This window comes from Dyadobacter flavalbus (genome assembly GCF_006149045.1).
Taxonomy (GTDB): Bacteria; Bacteroidota; Bacteroidia; order Cytophagales; family Spirosomataceae; genus Dyadobacter; species Dyadobacter flavalbus.
This window is the reverse complement of sequence record NZ_VBSN01000076.1, coordinates 88,760-109,992: the sequence shown is the minus strand read 5'-3', so window position 1 is coordinate 109,992 and position 21,233 is coordinate 88,760. Positions and strand designations below refer to the sequence as shown.

The 21,233-nt window shown below is 45.1% G+C and carries 17 protein-coding genes; 10 read left to right on the top strand and 7 right to left on the bottom strand.

The annotated features are described in order from the left end of the window. Positions 1 to 61 precede the first annotated feature (61 nt). Positions 62 to 739: a hexitol phosphatase HxpB gene (gene hxpB / locus FEM33_RS25735; RefSeq protein WP_139014840.1), complete on the top strand. Its 678-nt coding sequence runs from the start codon at positions 62 to 64 to the stop codon at positions 737 to 739. A 25-nt stretch (positions 740 to 764) separates the two neighbouring features. Continuing rightward, positions 765 to 2,105: a sensor histidine kinase gene (locus tag FEM33_RS25730; protein ID WP_139014839.1), complete on the top strand. Its 1,341-nt coding sequence runs from the start codon at positions 765 to 767 to the stop codon at positions 2,103 to 2,105. Positions 2,106 to 2,126: 21 nt separating this feature from the next. On the opposite strand, the gene FEM33_RS25725 is transcribed toward FEM33_RS25730, so the two are convergent. Then, positions 2,127 to 3,827, bottom strand: coding sequence for an amino acid permease (locus FEM33_RS25725; protein WP_139014838.1), 1,701 nt, complete (start codon positions 3,825 to 3,827; stop codon positions 2,127 to 2,129). Between the two features lie 256 nt (positions 3,828 to 4,083). On the opposite strand from FEM33_RS25725, the gene FEM33_RS25720 reads away from it, so the two are divergent. From FEM33_RS25720 to FEM33_RS25710, 3 genes are all read left to right on the top strand, one after another. Further along, complete coding sequence (locus tag FEM33_RS25720; protein ID WP_139014837.1) at positions 4,084 to 4,869, top strand: phosphatidylinositol-specific phospholipase C/glycerophosphodiester phosphodiesterase family protein; 786 nt, start codon at positions 4,084 to 4,086, stop codon at positions 4,867 to 4,869. A 109-nt stretch (positions 4,870 to 4,978) separates the two neighbouring features. Beyond that, positions 4,979 to 6,280 carry an ethanolamine permease gene (gene eat / locus FEM33_RS25715; RefSeq protein ID WP_139014836.1) on the top strand — a complete coding sequence of 434 codons (1,302 nt, stop codon included), beginning with the start codon at positions 4,979 to 4,981 and terminating at the stop codon, positions 6,278 to 6,280. Between the two features lie 471 nt (positions 6,281 to 6,751). Further along, on the top strand, positions 6,752 to 7,486 hold the full coding sequence (locus FEM33_RS25710) for a LytR/AlgR family response regulator transcription factor (protein WP_138281786.1): 735 nt from the start codon (positions 6,752 to 6,754) through the stop codon (positions 7,484 to 7,486). A 453-nt stretch (positions 7,487 to 7,939) separates the two neighbouring features. Here FEM33_RS25710 and FEM33_RS25705 read toward each other — a convergent pair whose 3' ends face one another. From FEM33_RS25705 to greA, 5 genes are all read right to left on the bottom strand, one after another. Beyond that, a complete protein-coding gene (locus FEM33_RS25705; protein ID WP_139014835.1) occupies positions 7,940 to 9,208 on the bottom strand; it encodes an exo-beta-N-acetylmuramidase NamZ family protein in 1,269 nt (422 codons plus the stop codon). A 93-nt stretch (positions 9,209 to 9,301) separates the two neighbouring features. After that, positions 9,302 to 10,354, bottom strand: a complete 1,053-nt coding sequence (locus FEM33_RS25700) for a PA0069 family radical SAM protein (RefSeq protein WP_139014834.1) — start codon at positions 10,352 to 10,354, stop codon at positions 9,302 to 9,304. Between the two features lie 144 nt (positions 10,355 to 10,498). Then, positions 10,499 to 11,569: a M42 family metallopeptidase gene (locus FEM33_RS25695; protein WP_139014833.1), complete on the bottom strand. Its 1,071-nt coding sequence runs from the start codon at positions 11,567 to 11,569 to the stop codon at positions 10,499 to 10,501. 65 nt (positions 11,570 to 11,634) lie between these two features. Then, positions 11,635 to 11,958 (bottom strand): hypothetical protein, encoded by a 324-nt coding sequence (locus tag FEM33_RS25690; RefSeq protein WP_139014832.1) that lies wholly within the window; start codon positions 11,956 to 11,958, stop codon positions 11,635 to 11,637. 132 nt (positions 11,959 to 12,090) lie between these two features. Further along, complete coding sequence (greA, locus tag FEM33_RS25685) at positions 12,091 to 12,573, bottom strand: transcription elongation factor GreA (protein WP_138281781.1); 483 nt, start codon at positions 12,571 to 12,573, stop codon at positions 12,091 to 12,093. Positions 12,574 to 12,802: 229 nt separating this feature from the next. Here greA and fmt point away from each other — a divergent pair, with 229 nt between their 5' ends. The 3 genes from fmt (at position 12,803) to FEM33_RS25670 (ending at position 15,193) form a co-directional block, all read left to right on the top strand. Beyond that, positions 12,803 to 13,723 carry a methionyl-tRNA formyltransferase gene (fmt, locus tag FEM33_RS25680; RefSeq protein ID WP_229214425.1) on the top strand — a complete coding sequence of 307 codons (921 nt, stop codon included), beginning with the start codon at positions 12,803 to 12,805 and terminating at the stop codon, positions 13,721 to 13,723. 80 nt (positions 13,724 to 13,803) lie between these two features. Further along, the gene (locus FEM33_RS25675; protein WP_139014831.1) at positions 13,804 to 14,304 is read left to right on the top strand and encodes a dihydrofolate reductase; all 501 of its coding nucleotides are present in this window, start codon (positions 13,804 to 13,806) and stop codon (positions 14,302 to 14,304) included. A 106-nt stretch (positions 14,305 to 14,410) separates the two neighbouring features. Further along, on the top strand, positions 14,411 to 15,193 hold the full coding sequence (locus FEM33_RS25670) for an alpha/beta hydrolase (protein WP_139014830.1): 783 nt from the start codon (positions 14,411 to 14,413) through the stop codon (positions 15,191 to 15,193). Positions 15,194 to 16,194: 1,001 nt separating this feature from the next. Here FEM33_RS25670 and hslU read toward each other — a convergent pair. Further along, on the bottom strand, positions 16,195 to 17,589 hold the full coding sequence (hslU, locus tag FEM33_RS25665) for an ATP-dependent protease ATPase subunit HslU (protein ID WP_139014829.1): 1,395 nt from the start codon (positions 17,587 to 17,589) through the stop codon (positions 16,195 to 16,197). Between the two features lie 273 nt (positions 17,590 to 17,862). On the opposite strand from hslU, the gene FEM33_RS25660 reads away from it, so the two are divergent. Then, entirely contained in the window at positions 17,863 to 20,142 is a 2,280-nt protein-coding gene (locus tag FEM33_RS25660) for a GH92 family glycosyl hydrolase (RefSeq protein ID WP_139014828.1), read from the top strand. A 48-nt stretch (positions 20,143 to 20,190) separates the two neighbouring features. Continuing rightward, positions 20,191 to 21,186 carry an aldo/keto reductase gene (locus tag FEM33_RS25655; RefSeq protein ID WP_139014827.1) on the top strand — a complete coding sequence of 332 codons (996 nt, stop codon included), beginning with the start codon at positions 20,191 to 20,193 and terminating at the stop codon, positions 21,184 to 21,186. The last annotated feature ends 47 nt before the right edge of the window (positions 21,187 to 21,233 follow it).

Here is a 21,233-nt window from a genome sequence, read left to right as displayed (position 1 = left end):
GATTAATAAAAAATTCGGAAGTCCGGAAAACCATAATAAATTATAATCCACTCACCTGATAATGATTAAAGCTGCCATATTCGATATGGACGGGTTGCTGATTGATTCGGAACCCATCTGGACACAAGCCGCGCGTGACGTCATGCGGAAAGTAAATTTTGACCTGACTGATGCGCTCAAACAGCAGACAACCGGACTGTCGGTGAAACTGTTCCTGGATTTCTGCCACCAGCTGCAACCTTGGAACACGCCTTCGTTTGAGGAACTGGAAAGTGAAATTCTGGAACTTGCGCATAAAAACATTCTTGCCCATGCCGTAGCCATGCCCGGAGCCATTGACCTGATCAAAGATCTGAAAGCGAAAGGACTCAAACTGGCTGTTGCTTCCGCTTCGCACATGGAGCTGATCGAAGGCGTGCTTAAAAGACTTGAAATAATCGATTATTTTGATGTATGGCATTCCGGCGAACTGGAAGAATTCACAAAACCGCATCCCGCAGTTTACCTTACAACTGCTGCCAAACTGGGCGTACTGCCCGAAGAATGCATTGCGTTTGAAGACTCTCATGCCGGCCTCCGTGCAGCGCATGCAGCCGGAATGATCACGATTTCGGTCCCTGCTATGGAAGTATACGAACATTCCAAATTCAATCTGGCGCATTATAAAATTCCTTCGCTGGAAAAGTATGTGCTGAGCGAAATGTCGGGTGTACCGCAGAACGTACTGGAAAACGAATAGCAAATTTCTGAATACCGGGTTTTAAATGGTCGGATTACGACATTTCAGCATCATGATCATGCTCAGGATAACAGTGATTATCCTGAGCGTTATTGCCGTGGCATGGCTGGCTTCGGGACATACCAACAGCATGCTCATTTATGTTCTGGGCGCCGTTTTTATTTTCGTGCAGGGTTCACTGCTGTATCAGTATGTAACCAATGTCAACAGAAAACTGACCTATTTTCTGGAATCGGTCCGTTATTCCGATTTTACGATCAATTTCCGGTCGGACAATAAAATGGGCAGGACTTTCAAGGAGCTAAATCAGCAGTTCAATGAAGTTTTACACGCATTTCGTCAGGCGCGGGCCGAAAAAGAAGCCAATCTTCAGTATCTGAACACCATTGTGCAGCATATCGGAACCGGGCTCATCACTTTTGACAGTACCGGGCAAGTGAATCTGATCAACAATGCGGCTTTGCGGATGCTCGGCATTTACAGGCTGCATCAGCTTGGCGAACTGAAAGACAAACATCCGAGGCTTTTTGAACTGCTTTCCAATTTGGACAGCGGCGTACGTGAACTGTACCGGACACCTTCAGACCAGCCTCTTGCCCTGCAGGGCGCGGCCATTCAGCTGCGTGGCATGTGGGTCAGGATTGTGGTTCTGCAAAATATCCAGACCGAACTTCAGCAGCAGGAAGTGGAATCCTGGCAAAATCTGACGAGGGTGCTGCGCCATGAAATCATGAATTCCATGACGCCGATTGTTTCGCTTGTCGGTACGATGAGGCTCATTGTAAATGAAGACATTGAGAAATCCACAACGGACCAGGAAGCGGTAAACGACCTTAAGGAAGCTTTGCACACGCTTGAAAAAAGAAGCAAGGGCATGATGCAGTTTGTAAATGCATACCGCGATTTTACGACTTTGCCCAAGCCGGTTTTTGCGAGCCTGAGTGTTGCCGAACTTTTACATGAAGTTATACAGCTTCTGCAAACAGATCTGACGCAATCCAAAGTGCTTTGGAAACTTTCCGTCAAGCCTGAAACGCTGACTGTAAAAGCCGACGCGAGCCAGATTCAGCAGGTCCTGATCAACCTGATCAAAAATGCCGCCGAAGCATTTTCTTCCCAGACTAACCGCCTGATTACATTATCCGCATATCAGACGGACAATGCGGTGATGATCGAGGTGGAAGACAATGGCGACGGGATTGAGCCCGAAGCCATTGAGAATATCTTTATTCCTTTTTATACCACCAAAAAAACAGGCTCGGGAATCGGATTAAGCCTTTCCCGGCAGATTCTGCAGCAGCATAACGGACAGCTCAACGTTTCTTCCGAAGTCGGAAAAGGGACTGTTTTTACGCTGATTATCTGACCGGCATTTTCAAAATCACTTTTACAAATTCTGATTGCCAACGGCCAGCTTGCTCCTGCGGTAACCGTAACTGAAATAAATCACCAGCCCGATTGCCAGCCAGATTACGAAAATCAGCCAGTTGGAAGAGCCGAGTTCCGTCATCAGATAAAGGTTTGTAAGAATGCCCGCAACGGGAAGAATGGAAAAATTATACTGATAACTCATTACCGAAAGTACCGCCCACACAATCCAGAATATAATCGTAAGCAGCTTGTGTTCAAATATTGCTTCTGCTGAAAGAAGACTCCACTCCTGAATTACTTCCTGCCCGTACAGTAAAAGTCCCATGATGGACAGGATAAAAAGGATCCCGACCAGATATTTTCCATTCACGTAAGGTACGCGAAACTTGGACTGCGCAGAAATGCCTTTGTGATCCAGATACAGCACGCCGCCGCAAACCAGAATAAAGGCAAAAAACGTCCCGACACTCGTCAGATCGACAAAGAAATCCATTTTGAAAAACAGTGCGGGAATGCCTACGACAAAGCCCGTGACGATGGTGGCGAAAGAAGGCGTCTGGTATTTAGGATGAATTTTCGAAAACCTTTTCCATAAAAGCCCGTCGCGGCTCATCGTCATCCAGATCCTCGGCTGCCCGAGCTGATAAACGAGCAAGGCGCTTGTAATGGCAATTACGGAACTTACCGAAATAACGCCTGCCATGAAATCAAGGCCGTTTTTCTGAAAAACAAACGCCAGCGGATCGCTTACTTTCAGTTCCTTGTAATTCACCATTCCCGTCAGGACCAGCGTAATCAGCACATATAAAACGGTACAGATAATCAGACAGTAAATCATGGCTTTGGGCATATCCCTTTGTGGATCTTTGCATTCTTCCGCCGTTGTTGAAATGGAATCAAAACCGATAAATGCAAAAAATACCGCCGCAACTCCGCTCAAAACACCTTTGGCTCCGTTTGGTGCAAACGGCGACCAGTTTTCCGGTTTTACATAAAATGCGCCTGCAAGAATAACGAGCAGCACCACGCCGATTTTCAGCACAACCATAATGTTGCTGGCCGTCCGGGACTCGCGTATGCCGATGTAAACAAGCGCCGTAATGAACAAGGTAACAAGCCCGGCGGGAAGATTGAGAATAACGGGAAAGTCTCCGATGCGGGGAGCCATTTCGTAAGCCGACGCTGCAAAGCGCTCATAATCCGTTAACTGAGCCGCGCCTGCAAGCTGCAATTTGCTGAATGCCTCAGATGCAGATTCCTGATTCATAGTAAGCCAGCCGGGCAAATTGATACCAAAACCTTTGAGCATGCTTACGAAATACTCGGACCAGGAAATGGCAACCACCATGTTGGAAACGGCATATTCCAGAATAAGCGCCCAGCCGATAATCCACGCAAAAAGTTCCCCGAAGGCAACGTATGCGTAAGTATAAGCACTGCCGGAAACCGGGACCGTACTTGCAAACTGGGCATAGGACAAAGCAGTAAAAACGCATGCAACGGCAGTAAAAACGAATAAAAGAGATACAGCCGGTCCGCCGTTGTAACTGGCCAGGCCGATTGTACTGAAAATACCTGCTCCTACAATGGCAGCAATGCCCAGCGAAACAAGATCACGCACTCCGAGTATTTTGGCCAGACTGTTTTCATTTGAGTGGGCATCTTTCAGTATTTGATCAACTGTTTTTTTACGAAAGAGAGCAGAATTTTGTTTCATGAAGTAATCGAGTTATCACAACGTCAGTAAGCAATAGTTTAGCTAAAATAGCAATATTCTGGCCGCAACTCCTTTTAAGTTGATTTTTTGTACCGCAATCCGGGAAAAACGGTTTTGTAAAAAACGGGAGCCGTCCTAAAAATGAGGAGAATACAACCGTGATTGCCTAATTCCGAAACGGATTCTTTTTTCAATAACAGCTGATCCTAATTTAGCATATATTTACCCGATTTTACGCCCCTTATCTTTCTGATTAATGAAGCTTACTATACTTTTTCTCCTTGGAACCCTGCTTTTTTATCCGCAGCTGCATGCACAAAGCATCAAGTCTTACACAACCGCACAAGCACACTCGCACAATGATTATGAAAGAAAAAAAGCTTTTCATGATGCCTATGACCAGCAATTCGGTTCGATAGAAGCGGATCTTTTTCTGGTAAATGACACGCTTTTTGTTGCGCATACTGTAAAAGACATCCGTCCCGGACGAACATTCGCATCGCTTTACATGCAGCCAATCTTAAAGCAGATTGAAAAGAACGGCGGCAGTATTTATCCGCAGGAAGATGTGCCGCTTCAGTTGCTTATCGACCTGAAAACTTCGGCTGAACCGACGCTGGCCGCACTGGTTAAAGAACTGGAACCGCACAAGCATGTTCTGGCGCCGAAAGGAACGGTCCGGATCGTTGTGAGCGGCAATGTTCCGGAACCTTCGTCATTCGAAAAATACCCCGACTATATTTTCTTCGACGGCCGGCCGGAAACAACTTACACGCCGAAGCAACTGGAACGCATCGGACTGATCAGTCAGGCTTTTGATAAATATTCCCGATGGAACGGTGAAGGTCCTTTGCCCGAAAAAGACAAAAAGCGGATTGTTCAGGTACTTAACCAGACACACAGCCTTGGAAAAAAAATGCGGATATGGGCCACTCCGGACAATATTAATTCCTGGAAAATCATGATGATGCTGGGCGTGGATTACCTGAATACGGACAAAGTAAGGGAAATGGGCGATTATCTTCGTACTGCGCCCCGATAACAACTCCAAATAAAATATCATAAATCTATAACTTTCCAAATACAATCAATTGCATTAGGAAAGTTATAGATTATATTGTGCTGTTTTATCAAAAGTTAAAAACTGCTGCATGTCTGCTGAACAATCTGCTTCTCTTAAAAAAGTTCTAAAACCAATACATCTCTGGGCCATTGCTGTCGGACTGGTTATTTCCGGTGAATATTTCGGCTGGAACTATGGCTGGGGCGTTTCCGGAACCGTCGGATTTCTTATTGCCACGCTGGTTGTGACCGTTATGTATGTGACATTCATATTCAGCTTTACCGAACTCACCACATCGATTCCGCAGGCAGGAGGCCCGTTTTCGTACTCGCACCGGGCTTTTGGCTGGTGGGGAGGCATTGTTGCCGGATATGCAACGCTGATCGAATTCCTGATTACCCCGCCGGCGATTGCTTTTGCACTTGGCAGTTACACGCACTTTCTATATCCATCGTTACAGGTCCTTGAAGTTGCATTGGCGTGTTATGCTATTTTTATTGTAATCAATTTACTGGGAATCAAGGAATCGGCATTTTTCTCATTGGTTGTCACCATCCTTGCCGTTGCTGAACTGCTGATTTACATCGGCATTGTTGCGCCGCATTTTTCCTATGAAACTTTCGTGACCGAGCCTATGCCGTTTGGCTGGCCGGGCGTTTTTGCAGCGCTTCCGTTTGCAATCTGGTTTTATCTGGCCATAGAAGGCGTTGCCATGGTGGCGGAGGAAGTGGAAGATCCGAAACGTACGATATCACTGGGTTACATTTACGGGATTCTTACGCTGGTTGTACTTGCACTGGCCGTCATGATCTTCACCGGCGGCGTTGCACACTGGCGGCGGCTGAGTGAAATTGATTATCCGCTTCCAGCGGCGCTGGGCATTGTGCTCGGACGCGACAACAGTCTTACGCAGCTTTTTGCAAGCCTCGGGCTTTTCGGGTTGATTGCCTCATTTCACGGTACTGTGATCGGTTATTCAAGGCAGATTTTTGCACTGGCAAGAAGCGGTTATCTGCCGTCCTTTCTTGGCCGGCTCAACGCTCGTTTTCAAACGCCGCACTGGGCATTGATTGCCGGGGGCATTATCGGCTGTATGGCTTTGCTGCTCGGAACCACGGACCAGGTTATTATTCTTGCTGCGCTTGGAGCCGTTGTCATGTATATGATCAGTATGGTTGCCCTGTTTGTCTTACGGAAAAAAGAACCTGAACTGGAACGGCCGTTTATGGTGCCGGGATTCCCGTTCTTTCCATTGATTGCACTTGTTTTGTCCACAATCTGCCTGATTGCCATCATTTATTATAATATGGTACTCAGCCTCTGGTTTTTTGCCGGCCTTGCTCTTGTAACTGTTTTCTTCGTTGCCACGGGCCGGCACAGAACGCTTTGAAATAAAGCGGAAAATCTGAACTTGTACATTTTCGAATTGCCTTTTGCAATTGGCGAAGTTGCTGTCTGCCTGACGCCTGATGCTTGCCTCTCGACAAGTACCGGCCGTATTCAATAGGACGCAATCATTTTTCTGCATGCCGCAAATTTCCCGGCAACCGCCGTCACATACACCGGTGTACACATCCGTTATTTGATTTTTCAGCATCCGGATATTTTACGCTGCATGCTCATCTTTAGCAGCTTCTTTTTCGTACATAGATTTATCTCTCATTTTCAAGTTATTATTGCTACAAAATAGCAATTAATAGCTTTTCAGTTTATATTTAAAAAAGTTTTACAAATAGATTTAAATCAGTAGAATTACTTCGTGTATTATGCTAAATTTGTTTTTGGATAGTACACAGGTCATAAATTCCATTAACACATTTAGCCTTTTCACACCAGGCTAAGCTGAACACTATAAACCAGAATGAATATCTTAATTGTTGAGGACGATTATATCATTGCGAAACATCTTCAATATCTGCTCAACGGTTTTGGTTATGAAGCCAAAGACATCGCTTCTGACTATACAATGGCAACGGAAATGCTGAGCAATAAAGTGTTTCATCTTGCCATTCTCGACATCAACCTGAATGGCTACCAAACGGGAATTGATCTTGCGGACCATATCAGGGAAAATTACCAGATTCCGTTCCTGTTCCTTTCCAGTCATGAAGACATTGCGGTAATCAATGCTGCCTTGCAATCGGCTCCGCATGCCTTTTTACAAAAACCATTTCAGAAAATTACGGTTTACACGGCGGTGAAACTGGCGCTTAAAAATTACCGGCTGGCGGCAATTGCAGGCGAGTCGGACATGGAAGAAAAACAGGATACGACGGTTATAAAAGACGCCCTTTTCATTAAGGAAAAACATATGTTTACCAAAATACTCCTTTCAGATATCCTGTATATCCGGAGTGACGACAACTATCTGGAACTACATACGAGCAGAAAAAAGTACACGATCAGGGAAACGCTGAAGAATATGCTTAATCAATTGCCTCCGAATTTCTTCTTTCGCGTTCACAAATCGTTTATTATCAATCTGCATGCAATTACCGGAATCAATTATGTACATGTAATTATCAACGATATAGAAATACCTATTACAAACGACAACAGAAATGAGCTGCTCAGCCGGGTGAAAACTTTCTCCTAAGCCCTTTTTGAAGCATTTTCGAGATTATATATTGTTATTTCCGACGCAAACCCCAACATACAGGCCTTTTACCACACGGAATTATAAAAGAATAAACATAGAAGTAATTTTGCACCACGTAAACCATACCTCTATCCTCCAAATATTTCACGGCATGATGAACCGGACTTCTGATTCAAAAAGAGGTCCGGGCATTTAATCAAAATAATTGCAGAGATGGCATTACAAGTCAATGTTTGTCATTACAAGTCAATGTTTGTCATTTCTTGTCAATGTTTGTCATTTCTTGTCATTGTTTGTCATTCCTTGTCATTGTTTGTCATTCCTTGTCATTCCTTGTCATTCCTTGTCATTCCTTGTCATTCCTTGTCATTTCTTGTCATTGTTTGTCATTCCTTGTCATCTTGAATGATGTGATTTTTTATTTTAAATGGCAGGCTGCGATTTGGTATGTTATGGATAAAGCAAGTACTTTTTCCGAACGGATTTAAAATCGGACAGACCTGGCTCCCAACTTTTTCTGATTTCTTCTTCGGAGGTTCCGGCAATAATCTGTTTTTTGAGGTTTTCAGTTCCGGCGAGTTTATCGAAATTTCCCATTTGTTTGCTCTGGCTCATGTCAAAGAATCTTTCTTTTTCCGGATATGCTTTGTACAATTCAATAAGCCAGTCGAGATGCAGCTTGCGGCTTTTTTTGATCTGCTGCATATCGTACTTTCTCAAGTCCAGCCCGTAGCATTCCTGATTCTGGTGTAAAGGCGCTTCACTCATTCCTTTTATACTTTGCGGCTTGAACGAAAATTCGTATTTACCTTTCAGCAAAGGTGCTCCGAGTACCGTAAAAGGCATGTACGTGCCTCTTCCCTGGCTGATGATGGTGCCTTCGAACATACAGATATGCGGGTAAAGCATAACGGATTGCTGCGTGTTAAGATTGGGTGAAGGCATTACAGGCAAAGTGTACGGCGTATCGTGCGTGTAGTTTGCGACCTTAACAATCCGGAGTTTACATTTTATTTTGTTGGGCAGCCAGCCTTCACCGTTTATCATCTGTGCAAATTCTGCAATCGTCATTCCGTGTGCGATTGGTATGGCGTACATTCCGATTCCCGAATGCAGATGATCTTCCAGAACCGGGCCGTCCACTAAAAAACCATTCGGATTTGGCCTGTCGAGAATCATCATTTCCTTGTCATTCTCGGCACATGCTTCCATTACATGCCCCAGCGTATTGATATAAGTATAAAAACGTGCGCCGACATCCTGAATATCAAACAGCATAATATCCAAAGCAGCCATTTGCTCTTTTGTAGGCTTTTTCAGTTTGCCGTATAATGAAATGGCCGGAATGCCTGTTTTCGGATCTACGCTGTCATTTACTTTATCGCCATTGCTCGCTGTTCCCCTGAAACCATGCTCGGGTCCGAAAATAGTAACGATATTGATTCCAAGGGCCACCAGACTGTCTACAATGGGTGTATTGCCGATTATGGAAGTTTGATTCACGACAATCCCTACTTTTTTTCCTTTCAGATAACTGACGTATTCCGAAATCTGGTCTGCGCCGGTAATAAGCGGAGCTGCTTTTACCGGGCGGTTCAATGTAGAATCCGCGCCGCCGGTGCCGGTGATTACCGGACTTTTCTGGGATGAGGAATTTACACAATTACTGTTAAGACAAATGAGAATAGTGAGGCTGATTATTGCTGAAATTGATTTCATAAGATCCGGATTGAGCTTGCTAAAATAGTTTTTTTAAGCCACGAATACACGAATTACCACGGATATTCAAAAACATCAGCATCAGCTCAAAGCTCAGAACAATTTCATCTGGCCGCCTTTTATAAACCGGGACGTATCCAGATCCGGCAATTTCCTGTCTTTGAAATATTTCCGGCAGGCCAGATTATGCAGTTGCCTTATGTTTTCGGCATACTGCCCTTCGCCGGTCATGCGGAGCCCGAAGCGGGAATCGTTTACCGAGCCGCCATGACATGCAGCGATCTGGTTAAGTACTTTTGCAGCACGGTCGGGGAAATGCCGGTTGATCCATTCTTCAAAAATTTCACCGACAGCACCATTGAGCCGCACAACCGTATAAGCAGACCATACTGCGCCATTTTCAGCTGCGGCCTGAATGATGGAAGGAATTTCATGATCGTTGAGGCCGGGGATAATCGGTGCCGTCATGACACCAACCGGAATGCCGGCTTCATGCAGCGATTTAACGATCTGAAGACGCTTTTTACCCGTAACCGTGCGAGGTTCCAGCGCAGTGCGCAAATCTTCATTCAAAGTAGTTATAGAAACAGCGGCATGTACAAGGTTCAGTTCCGCCAGTTTTTCAAGCACGTCGATATCTCTCAGAATCAATGCATTTTTGGTAAGGACACTGACAGGATTTCTGTACCGGAGGCAAATCTGAAGCAGTTGCCGGGTGAGCTTGTACGTTTTTTCACCGGGCTGGTAACAATCGGTATTTCCGGAAAGATGAATGCTTTTGGGCTGCCAGTTTTTTGAATTAAACAGCTTTTCCAGTAACTGCGGCGCATTCTTTTTTACAATGATTTTTGTTTCAAAATCAAGCCCGGCGGAAAAACCCCAGTATTCATGCGAATTGCGTGCATAACAGTAAATACAGCCATGTTCACAGCCGCGGTATGGATTGACAGAATGATAACGGCCCAGATCAGGACTGTCCGAAACACTGAGCAGCGTTTTGGATTCTTCTTCAATAAACCGGGTTTTGGGATTTGCAGCCGGCTCTTCCCATTGCTGCCATTCTTCGGAAATGTACTCCGTCTGCAGTTTTGAAAATTTGTTACGGGTGTTCATTCCAGCCCCGCGACCTCTCGCACCGTTGTCCATATTTCAGCTTGTTACAATTTACACGATGACATAATGCCGGCGATGTGTTCTCGCAGCCGCCGTCATGCCGGTTTATAAAACAAAAAATTCACGCCAGCCTGTTTAAAGCGGACGTAAATTTTTTCTTTCTAAAAATGAGCCGGTTTATCGGATGTATCTGAAATCCTCACCGCCTTTTAGCGAAAGCAGCACATCGTACATCAGCTGAATAACATTTTTAACATCTTCTTTATGAACCATTTCAACAGTCGTATGCATGTATTTCAATGGAAGCGAAATCAGGGCAGAAGCGATTCCTTCGGTTGAATAGGCAAAGGAATCCGTGTCGGTTCCCGTGGAGCGGCTTACCGCCTGACGCTGGAACGGAATATTTTTTTCTTCCGCAACCCGGATGAGCATATCGCGAACGTTGTTCTGAACTGCCGGACCGTAGCAGATAACCGGACCGTTTCCGCTTTTAAGATCGCCCTGTTCCTTTTTATTGTACATCGGCGACTGCGTATCGTGCGTCACATCGGTACAAATCGCCAGATCCGGTTTCAGGCGGCGCGAGATCATTTCAGCACCGCGCAAGCCGATTTCTTCCTGAACTGCATTTACGACATACAGAGTAAAAGGCAATTTAACGCTGTTCTCGTGGAGCATACGCGCAACTTCCGCGATCATGTAGCCGCCCATGCGGTTGTCCAGCGCCCTTCCGAGATAATATTTGTCATTCAGTTCATCAAACCCGTCTGCAAACGTAGCAACAGTACCGACGTGGATTCCCATTTCCAGTACTTCGTCTTTTTTGGCAGCGCCGACATCAATGAACAGCTCATGCACTTTCGGAACCTGGTCTTTTGCCGTATCACGTACGTGAATGGCAGGCCAGCCGAAAACGCCTTTTACAACGCCTTTTGCAGTATGCAGATTGACACGCATGGACGGCGCAATGGCCGCATCCGATCCGCCGTTGCGGCGCACATGAATGTAGCCGTCGTCGGTAATATAGTTTACAAACCAGGAAATTTCATCTGAATGCGCTTCAATGACAACCTTGTAATCCTGGCCCGGGTTAATTACCCCGACTGCCGTGCCGTAAACATCTATAATCGTTTCTTCAATGTACGGTCGGATGTAATCCAGCCATATCTGCTGTCCGGTCGACTCGAATCCGGTCGGAGAAGCATTGTTAAGGTATTTATAAAGAAATTCTTTGCTTTGTTCAGACATATGTGTTGATTAAATTGTAATTCCATTTATGCGCTTGACTGATTCGTCCGAATCGTATTCCAATTTTACAAATATTTCCGGAAAGCCCAGAAAGAGCGTTTTTTCAGATAATCGAGATCGGCCTGATGCTGGTATGCTTCCCTTTCAAACGAAATATGAAGATATGCCAAATAATGTTTTCTGTGCTGCACGAGCCGGATTAAATATTCAGCAAAATACCATATGTAAAAGATAACAAGCCCCATTTCAAGCTGCTGCCGCAAATGGATCTGTTCATGATTGATGAGAAAACGGCTGGGGGCCTTGCGTCTCAGGAAAATAAAGGGAAAAACAGCCATGCCTTCCACCCACAGGAATGAAATATTCAGCAAAAACCCTTTGAATTTCATCTTTGACGACCGGCTTTATATTCTGGTAACAAAAAATTCTGAATCAATTTACCTCGCCCTTTGTAAACAAAAATGTTGGATCGTGAAATGATCTGCTCATTTTATAATCCAACATTCGGCAACCGGCAAATGTTACTCTGTAAACCGGCTGATATTCAGGACTTCAAATTCCATTAAACCGGCAGGCACCTTGATTTCGGTCGTATCCCCTACTTTTTTGCCCAGCAATCCTTTTCCTATCGGCGAGCCGACGGATATTTTACCCGTTTTCAGATCGGCTTCCTCTTCCGAAACCAGCGTATAGGTTACTTCCATTCCATTTTTACGGTTCTTGATCTTTACTTTTGAAAGAACTGCGACCTGCGAATTATCCATAGAAGATTCGTCGATCACACGGGCATTGGAAAGAATTTCTTCAAGCTTTGCAATTTTCATTTCATGCATTCCCTGCGCATCTTTTGCCGCATCATATTCTGCATTTTCACTCAGATCCCCTTTATCCCGCGCTTCTGCAATTTGTCGTGCAATATCCGTGCGGCCTTTGGTTTTCATATCATTCAGCTCATTCCTCAGCTTGTTTAATCCTTCTACCGTATAGTATGAAATTTTAGCCATGACCTTAATTAAGTTTATAAGTCCTTGATTTTGAAATATTGAATAAAAAAAAAGAACGGCTCAAAGACCGCTCTACATAAGTTGGTGATACTTGTAGTAGCAGGCTATAAGACCTTTTCTTTTCGGCTCGTATATGATTTCATCTGCATCATAATTTTCTGTTAAGAACGACAAAAATAACAATATTTGTAAATGGTAACACCATTTTTATACAAAGCAGTAACAATCTATGTCAAATCCGTTAAGAATCATTTTCATGGGAACGCCGGAATTTGCAGTCCCCAGCTTGAAAAGCCTGGTCGAAAGCAATTCTAATATAGTAGCCGTTGTAACCGTTCCGGACAAGCCGTCGGGACGCGGACAGAAACAGACTGCTTCGCCTGTAAAAATGTATGCGCAGGAAAAAGGAATCCCTGTTCTCCAGCCTGAAAAACTGAAAAATCCGGAGTTTCTGGAAGAATTAAAGTCCTATAACGCCGACCTGCAGGTTGTAGTTGCTTTCCGGATGCTGCCCGAAGTTGTGTGGAACATGCCGCCAAAAGGCACATTCAACCTGCACAGTTCATTGCTTCCGCAATACCGCGGAGCGGCACCGATCAACTGGGCGGTTATAAACGGTGAAACGGAAACCGGCGTAACTACTTTTTTCATTGAAAAGGATATTGATACGGGAAAAATCATTTTTCAGGATAAAGAAACGATTTCTGAGGACGATGACGCGGGTTCACTGCACGACCGGCTTATGCTCAAAGGTGCGCAGCTGGTTGTAAAAACGGTTCAGGCAATAGAAAACGGCAGCTTTCCGCAGGAACCGCAGCAAGAGCCGGCCGACATTAAAATGGCTCCGAAAATTTTCCGTGAAACCTGCGAAATCGACTGGAAGCGGCCTTCACTGGAAATCCACAATTTTGTAAGAGGACTTTCGCCCTACCCTGCCGCATGGACTGTTTTGAACGGGCTTTCCTGCAAAATATTCAGAACAAAAATCGTTGATAGTCAAAAAGATGAACAACCCGGAGCATACCGCACGGATCATAAGACTTATCTCCATTTTTGTACCGGCGATGGCTGGATTTCAGTTGAAAATTTGCAGCTGGAAGGCAAAAAAAGAATGAATACCGGCGATTTCCTGAGAGGAAACAAAATTTAAGATCCGGGAAAACGATAATCGTTTTCAGATATAGACTGACTTTTTTCAATTACGCGTAAAAACGCAATCCAAATTCATTAATGACCCTATCAATTATTGTTGCAGTTTCCGAAAACGGCGTAATCGGAAAGGACAATCAGCTTTTATGGCGCCTGCCGGATGACCTCAAACGTTTTAAAAACCTGACCCTGAACCATCCGATTATTATGGGCCGAAAAACGTTCGAGTCCATCGGCAAACCGCTTCCCGGCAGGACTTCCATCGTTGTCACACGCAACCCCGACTTCGCTTATGAAGGTGTAACCGTAACACATTCGCTGGAAGAAGCTGTGCAAAAAGCCAGAGAAATGGATGCAAATGAGGCTTTTATTATAGGCGGCGGTGAACTGTACAGACAGGCACAACCAATTTCGGACACACTTTATATCACAGAAGTTAAAACGATTATAGAAGGCGATACCTTTTTTGAAATCATAAAACCTTCCGATTGGACGGAAACCAACCGCATTACTCACGAAGCGGATGAACGTCATCACTTCCCGTTTGTGTTTGCAGATTACATCAGACGGAATGAATTGTAAAAAAATTTGTTTTACAATTAAATGTAACAATTCTCAACAAACTTCTGATGGCTGGATGTGCAAGTAAGGACTTGCTTATAAAACAAACAGTCATCATAATCCTGCAATGAACGAATTAAAAACAGAATTTTTCCCGATTATTGAGGTCCTTTCAGAAACTTTTAAGATACCTCAGCTCAACAAAAGCCGGCGCATACATGTGCTGCTTCCACACGATTACTACGACAAGCCGGAAGAACATTATCCGGTACTTTATATGACGGATGCGCAAAATCTGTTTGGTGAAGGTTCTCCGTACGGAAACTGGAACATAGATTCCAGTCTTGCTCATCTTGCAGAAGAAGATAAAGCGAATGTCATTATTGTTGCCATTGATCATGGAGAAGAAGACAGAATACAGGAATTTTCACCGTATGACAATCCGCGGCTTGGAAAAGGACTTGGTTATCTGTTTCTGAAATTCGTCACGGAAACACTGAAACCGCATGTAGATGCAACGTACCGTACCAAACCGGAAAGGCTTAATACCGGCATAGGAGGAAGTTCCGTCGGCGGGTTGCTGAGTATTTATGCTGCACTAATGTTTCCGCATGTATTTGGCAGACTGATGATTTTTTCGCCTTCGCTCTGGATTTCGCAACGGATTTATTTTGATGCGATCCACTTTTTTGAACCTTTTGAAACACGCATTTATCTGTATGCCGGCGGCAAAGAAGGCGCAAATATGCTCCCGAATGTGGAAAGGCTTCAGAAAACGCTGCAAAATCAAGGATTTGGTTACAGCCGTGTAAAAATCAAAACTTCCATCGATCCCGAAGGTCAGCATAACGAAGAACAATGGAGCAAGGAATTTCCTGTTGCGCTTAGGTGGTTATTTTTTGAAGCGTAAGGAATCAGGGGAAGGGAAGATGGAGGGAAGGGAGGATGGAGGAAAGGAATTGGGTCATTTCTGGTCATTGATTGTTTTTCTTTGTTCTTATGCTCCGCAAGAGCCATTAACCGCGGAGCGGTAGCCTGTTTGTAGAAAGTTGAAGATATGTTAATCGTATTTACCCCGGAGGGGTTTCCTTTTGCTTTCGCTAGGCTGCTCCTCCGGAGCAATCATGTACCAATGTGACAAATCGAATCTTGCTATAAACAGAAGGCTCCGCAGGAGCCAATGTTCACCGCAGAGCGGTAGCCTGTTTGTAGAAAGTTGAAGATATGTTAATCGTATTTACCCCGGAGGGGTTTCCTTTTGCTTTCGCCAGGCTGCTCCTCCGGAGCAATCATGTATCAATGTGACAAATCGAATCTTGCTATAAACAGAAGGCTCCGCAGGAGCCAATGTTCACCGCGGAGCGGTAATCTGTTTGTTGAAAGTTGAAGATATGTTAATCGTATTTACCCCGGAGGGGTTTTCTTTTGCTTCTGCCAGGCTGCTCCTCCGGAGCAATCATGTACCAATGTGACGAATCGAATCTTGCTATAAACAGAAGGCTCCGCAGGAGCCAACATTCACCGCAGAGCGGTGGCCTGTTTGTAGAAAATTGAATACATGATTGAATGCATATTAACCCCGGAGGGGTTTCCTTTTGCCTTCGCCAGGCTGCTCCTCCGGAGCAAACATGTACAAATTTTATAAATCAAATCTTGCTATAAACAGAAGGCTCCGCAGGAGCCAATGTTCACCGCAGAGCGGTGGCCTGTTTGTAGAAAATTGAATACATGATTGAATGCATATCAACCCCGGAGGGGTTTCCTTTTACTTCCGCCAGGCTGCTCCTCCGGAGCAAACATGTACAAATTTGACAAATTGAAAAACAAAAAAGGAGGAAAGAAAAACGTATTTCTCCTTCCTCCTTAGATCCTTTCTCCCTTTCTTCCCTACTCCTATTCTCCTTTCTCTTTTTAAAGAATATACTGACTCAGATCGCGGTTTTTAACCAGTGCCGAAAGTTTTTCGGTGACAAGTTCGGCAGTGACGACAATGTGGGAATCTGCACCGATGATGTCCGGAATGTCATACATGAAGTCATTTAATAGTAAACTCATTACAGTCTGCAGCCTGCGTGCGCCGATGTTTTCTACTTCGCTGTTGACTTCAAAAGCAATTTTGGCAATTTCACGAAGTGCTCCGTCTTCAAACTCCAGCTCTACGCCTTCGGACTCCATCATGGCTACGTATTGCTTTGTAAGCGCATTTTTAGGTGTTTTCAAAATCTGGTAAAAATCCGATTCGGTCAGGCTGTTCAGTTCTACGCGGATCGGGAAACGGCCTTGTAACTCGGGAATAAGGTCGGATGGCTTGGAAACATGGAATGCACCCGCTGCCACAAAAAGAATGTGATCTGTATGAATTATGCCGTGTTTGGTTGTAACTGCACTTCCTTCCACGATCGGAAGCAGATCGCGCTGAACACCTTCGCGGCTTACATCCGGCCCGCCGCCGCCCGATTTATTGGAAGCAACCTTATCAATTTCATCAATAAATATAATGCCGAGGTTTTCTGCCTTTTTGATTGCTTCCAGTTTGACTTCATCCATATCGATAAGTTTGGACGCTTCTTCGTCAAGCAGGATCTTTCTGGCTTCTTCCACGGTTACTTTTCTTTTTTTACCGCGTCTCGGCATCATGTTGCTGATCATTTCCTGAATGTTCATCATCGAAACGTCGTCCACGGCGCCGCCGATCATGCCCACATTCGGAGACTGATTCTGCTGCACTTCAATCTCGATCTTGCGGCTGTCCAGTTCTCCGTTTCTGATTTTCTCACGAAACCGCTCTCTGGTACGCTGGTTAAGTTCTCCTTCATCTTCCGGAATTGCATTGGGCGATCCGGTATCCGTTTTAGCTTTTGCTATACCCGATGCATGTACGGGCGGTATGAGTGCATCCAGAATAATATCTTCTACAGCCTGTTCCGCTTTGATCTTTACTTCTTCCTTTTTCTGCGTTCTTACCATTCCAACGGCCTGCTCCACCAGATCGCGTACCATACTTTCAACATCCCGGCCCACATAACCCACTTCGGTGAATTTGGAAGCTTCCACTTTCACGAAAGGAGCATCGGCAATTTTGGCCAGACGACGTGCAATTTCTGTCTTGCCAACGCCCGTTGCACCGATCATGAGTATATTGTTCGGAATAATTTCACGCTGTATGTCTTCGGGGCTGTTCATTCGCCTCCACCGGTTCCTCAATGCAATGGCCACGTTTCTTTTTGCGTCATTTTGTCCGATAATATATTGGTCAAGCTCAAAAACGATTTGACGCGGGGTCAAGCGGTCTAAGTGTTCAGTCATTGTAATTTAAATGAATACGTAATTTTTATACATTCTGCATCCCGGCAATAACAGCCTACAGAGCAGATTGCAACTGCTTGCAGTTATTGCCGGAAACCAGGTTTTACCTTTATGTTTTATTAACGTAAAGAACTATGCCCGTACAAATTGTCATGTTTTCCTGTCCTCCGGCAAATCTTTTAGCTGTTTACTTTTTGTTAGCCGGCCTTCCATTACTTTTGTTCTCTTTACCGGTTTTTCAATTAATATATACAGTAACGCATCGTTCCCGATATGAAAAAAATCCTTTCCTTTCTCTTTCTGCTTTTTACTGCCCCGACGCTTTTTGCCCAGTCTGAAACCAATAAGGATCTCGTTGATTTTGTAAATCCCTTGATGGGAACCCAGTCCAAATTCAGTTTGTCATCCGGCAATACGTATCCTGCCATTGCCTTGCCGTGGGGAATGAATTTCTGGATGCCGCAAACCGGAAAAATGGGCGACGGATGGAGTTATATGTATGATGCTGAAAAAATACGCGGCTTCAAACAAACGCATCAGCCGAGTCCGTGGATCAACGATTACGGCCAGTTTTCCATATTGCCAATAACCGGAAAGCTGAAAATTGATGAAGAAAGCCGTGCAAGCTGGTTTTCACACAAAGCCGAAGTTGCCAAGCCGCACTATTACAAGGTTTATCTTGCAGATTATGACGTAACCACCGAAATAGCGCCGACGGAAAGAGCTGCACAGTTCCGTTTTACATTTCCCGAAGCTGACAGTTCCTTCGTTCTTGTGGATGCATTCGACAAAGGATCTTACATCAAAATAATCCCTGCCGAGCGCAAGATCATCGGTTATACAACCAAAAACAGCGGCGGCGTTCCTTCCAACTTCAAAAACTACTTTGTACTTGTATTCGACAAGGCATTTACCTTTTCATCCGCATTCCGCGGCAAGGCGCTGGCAAAAGATACGCTGGAACTGAAAGCCAATCATACCGGAGCCGTTGTGGGTTTCAAAACAAAAAAAGGTGAAAAAGTCGGCGTGAAAGTGGCTTCCTCTTTTATCAGTCCGGAACAGGCCGAGCTTAACCTTCAGCGTGAAATCGGCAAGGACAATTTTGATGCGACCATGGCAAAAGGCCGGAAAGCATGGAACAACGAACTTTCACGGATTCAGGTGGAAGGCGACAATGTGGATCAGATCCGCACTTTTTATTCCTGCCTTTACCGCGTGCTTCTGTTTCCGAGAAAGTTTTATGAATTTGACAAAAGCAACAAAGTAGTGCATTACAGCCCTTACAATGGCGAAACACGTCCGGGTTATATGTTTACGGATAACGGTTTCTGGGATACTTTCCGCGCAGTATTTCCATTTTTCACTTTGATGTACCCGACTTTGAACGCGCACATTATGGAAGGACTTGCAAATGCATACGACGAAAGCGGTTACCTTCCGGAATGGGCAAGTCCGGGGCACCGCGATTGTATGATCGGTTCCAATTCCGCTTCGCTCATTGCCGATTCGTATGTTAAAGGAATCCGGGGCTATGACATTGAGAAACTGTATGAGGCGGTTATCAAAAATACTGAAAATGCCGGCCCGGTAAGTTCTGTCGGACGTTTCGGACATGAATATTATAACGAGCTTGGCTATGTTCCCTATGATGTAAAAGTAAATGAAAACGCAGCCAGAACGCTGGAATACGCGTATGCAGACTTTTGTATCTCGCAATTGGGCAAGGAACTGAAAAAGCCGCAGAAAGAAATTGATTTGTTCCTGAAAAGAAGCCAGAATTACAAAAATTTATTTGACCCGGAAACCAAATGGATGCGCGGCAAAAACAAGGACGGCAAGTTCCAGTCGCCGTTCAATCCATTCAAATGGGGCGATGCATTTACGGAAGGAAACAGCATTCATTATACATGGTCCGTTTTTCAGGATGTTAAAGGACTTATCGGCCTTGTCGGCGGCAGAGAAGCATTTGTTCAGAAACTGGATACGGTATTTACATTGCCTCCGATCTTCGACGACAGCTATTACGGTTTCCCGATTCACGAAATCCGCGAAATGCAGATCATGAACATGGGAAATTATGCACACGGAAACCAGCCGATCCAGCATATGATTTACCTGTACAACTACGCAGGCGCACCTGACAAGGCACAATACTGGCTGCGTCAGGTGATGAACAAACTGTATCAGGCAACGCCGGACGGTTACTGCGGCGATGAAGACAACGGCCAGACTTCCGCATGGTATGTTTTCTCCTCACTCGGTTTTTATCCGGTAACGCCCGGCACCACGCAGTACGTGATCGGCTCGCCGCTTTTCAAAAAAGCCACCATGACGATGGAGAATGGCAAGAAATTTGTAGTGCAGGCGCCGGCAAGCAGCCATGCCAATATGTACATCAAAGCGGCTACTTTAAACGGAAAGCCTTACGGAAATACATTTCTGGAACATGCTGACATCCAAAAGGGAGGAACAATCCAGTTTACAATGGACAGCAAACCGTCGGGAACATGGGGAACCAAGCCCGAAGCAGCGCCGTTTTCATTAACAAAGTAAAAAAAATTGCGGTAGCCGGCAAATGGCTGCCGTTAAAATCAGCAAACTATGAAATACAGAAAACTAGGACATTCGGACCTTGAAGTTTCGGTCATCACTTTCGGCGCATGGGCGGCCGGCGGGTGGATGTGGGGCGGAACGGAAAGAAGTGAGGCTGTAAAAGCCATTCAGGACTCGTTTCATGCGGGTGTTACTTCCATTGATACGGCCCCCGTTTACGGCCAGGGTCTCAGCGAAGAAATTGTGGGTGAAGCCATCAAGGATTTCCCGCGTGACAAAGTGCAGATCCTGACGAAATACGGCATGCGCTGGGACATTGCCAAAGGCGACCTGGCCATGCACAGCAAAAACAACGAAGGCCAGGATATTGACATTTACAAATACGCCGGCAAGGATGGCGTGATCAAGGAATGTGAAGACAGCCTGAGAAGACTGGGAACGGATTATATTGATCTTTACCAGATCCACTGGCATGATAAAACCACGCCGATTGAAGAAACGATGGAAGCTGTTTCCACGCTTATCGAGCAGGGAAAAGTGCGCTATGCGGGTGTCTGCAATTACGACGCGGAACTGATGAAAGAAGCTGCAAAGTACATTAATCTCGTTTCCGATCAGGTTCCTTACAGCATGGTGAAGCGTGAAAACGAAGCGGAACTTGTTCCTTACTGCATGGAGAACAACAAGTCCATTCTGGCATACAGCCCGCTGGAAAGAGGTTTGCTTACCGGAAAAATGAAGCCCGGGCACCAGTTTGCTCCGGACGATCACCGCGCTTCTCTGAAATATTACAAAGATGAAAACCTGCAGAGGGTCAACAGCTTTCTGGATCAGATCAGGCCGCTTGCCGATGAAAAAAATGCATCGCTCGGGCAGCTTGTGCTGCGCTGGACCGTAGAACAGCCCGGCATCACCATCGCGCTTGTGGGCGCAAGGGATTCTGCACAGGCCCTTCAGAATGCTGCCGCCATTGATATCGATTTAAGTCAGGAGGAAATCAGCTTCATAACGGAGCACCTTAACAAGCTGGAACTTGTTAATTAAGAAAGAAAAGGTAGCATTCGCTACCTTTTCTTTTTACTATCTTTGAC

What these genes read in the sequence shown, in the direction of transcription:
- hxpB (WP_139014840.1), top strand. Translation starts at nt 62, where the DNA reads ATGATTAAAGCTGCCATATTCGATATGGACGGGTTGCTGATTGATTCG.
- FEM33_RS25730 (WP_139014839.1), top strand. Translation starts at nt 765, where the DNA reads ATGGTCGGATTACGACATTTCAGCATCATGATCATGCTCAGGATAACA.
- FEM33_RS25725 (WP_139014838.1), bottom strand. Translation starts at nt 3,827, where the DNA reads ATGAAACAAAATTCTGCTCTCTTTCGTAAAAAAACAGTTGATCAAATA.
- FEM33_RS25720 (WP_139014837.1), top strand. Translation starts at nt 4,084, where the DNA reads ATGAAGCTTACTATACTTTTTCTCCTTGGAACCCTGCTTTTTTATCCG.
- eat (WP_139014836.1), top strand. Translation starts at nt 4,979, where the DNA reads ATGTCTGCTGAACAATCTGCTTCTCTTAAAAAAGTTCTAAAACCAATA.
- FEM33_RS25710 (WP_138281786.1), top strand. Translation starts at nt 6,752, where the DNA reads ATGAATATCTTAATTGTTGAGGACGATTATATCATTGCGAAACATCTT.
- FEM33_RS25705 (WP_139014835.1), bottom strand. Translation starts at nt 9,208, where the DNA reads ATGAAATCAATTTCAGCAATAATCAGCCTCACTATTCTCATTTGTCTT.
- FEM33_RS25700 (WP_139014834.1), bottom strand. Translation starts at nt 10,354, where the DNA reads ATGGACAACGGTGCGAGAGGTCGCGGGGCTGGAATGAACACCCGTAAC.
- FEM33_RS25695 (WP_139014833.1), bottom strand. Translation starts at nt 11,569, where the DNA reads ATGTCTGAACAAAGCAAAGAATTTCTTTATAAATACCTTAACAATGCT.
- FEM33_RS25690 (WP_139014832.1), bottom strand. Translation starts at nt 11,958, where the DNA reads ATGAAATTCAAAGGGTTTTTGCTGAATATTTCATTCCTGTGGGTGGAA.
- greA (WP_138281781.1), bottom strand. Translation starts at nt 12,573, where the DNA reads ATGGCTAAAATTTCATACTATACGGTAGAAGGATTAAACAAGCTGAGG.
- fmt (WP_229214425.1), top strand. Translation starts at nt 12,803, where the DNA reads ATGTCAAATCCGTTAAGAATCATTTTCATGGGAACGCCGGAATTTGCA.
- FEM33_RS25675 (WP_139014831.1), top strand. Translation starts at nt 13,804, where the DNA reads ATGACCCTATCAATTATTGTTGCAGTTTCCGAAAACGGCGTAATCGGA.
- FEM33_RS25670 (WP_139014830.1), top strand. Translation starts at nt 14,411, where the DNA reads ATGAACGAATTAAAAACAGAATTTTTCCCGATTATTGAGGTCCTTTCA.
- hslU (WP_139014829.1), bottom strand. Translation starts at nt 17,589, where the DNA reads ATGACTGAACACTTAGACCGCTTGACCCCGCGTCAAATCGTTTTTGAG.
- FEM33_RS25660 (WP_139014828.1), top strand. Translation starts at nt 17,863, where the DNA reads ATGAAAAAAATCCTTTCCTTTCTCTTTCTGCTTTTTACTGCCCCGACG.
- FEM33_RS25655 (WP_139014827.1), top strand. Translation starts at nt 20,191, where the DNA reads ATGAAATACAGAAAACTAGGACATTCGGACCTTGAAGTTTCGGTCATC.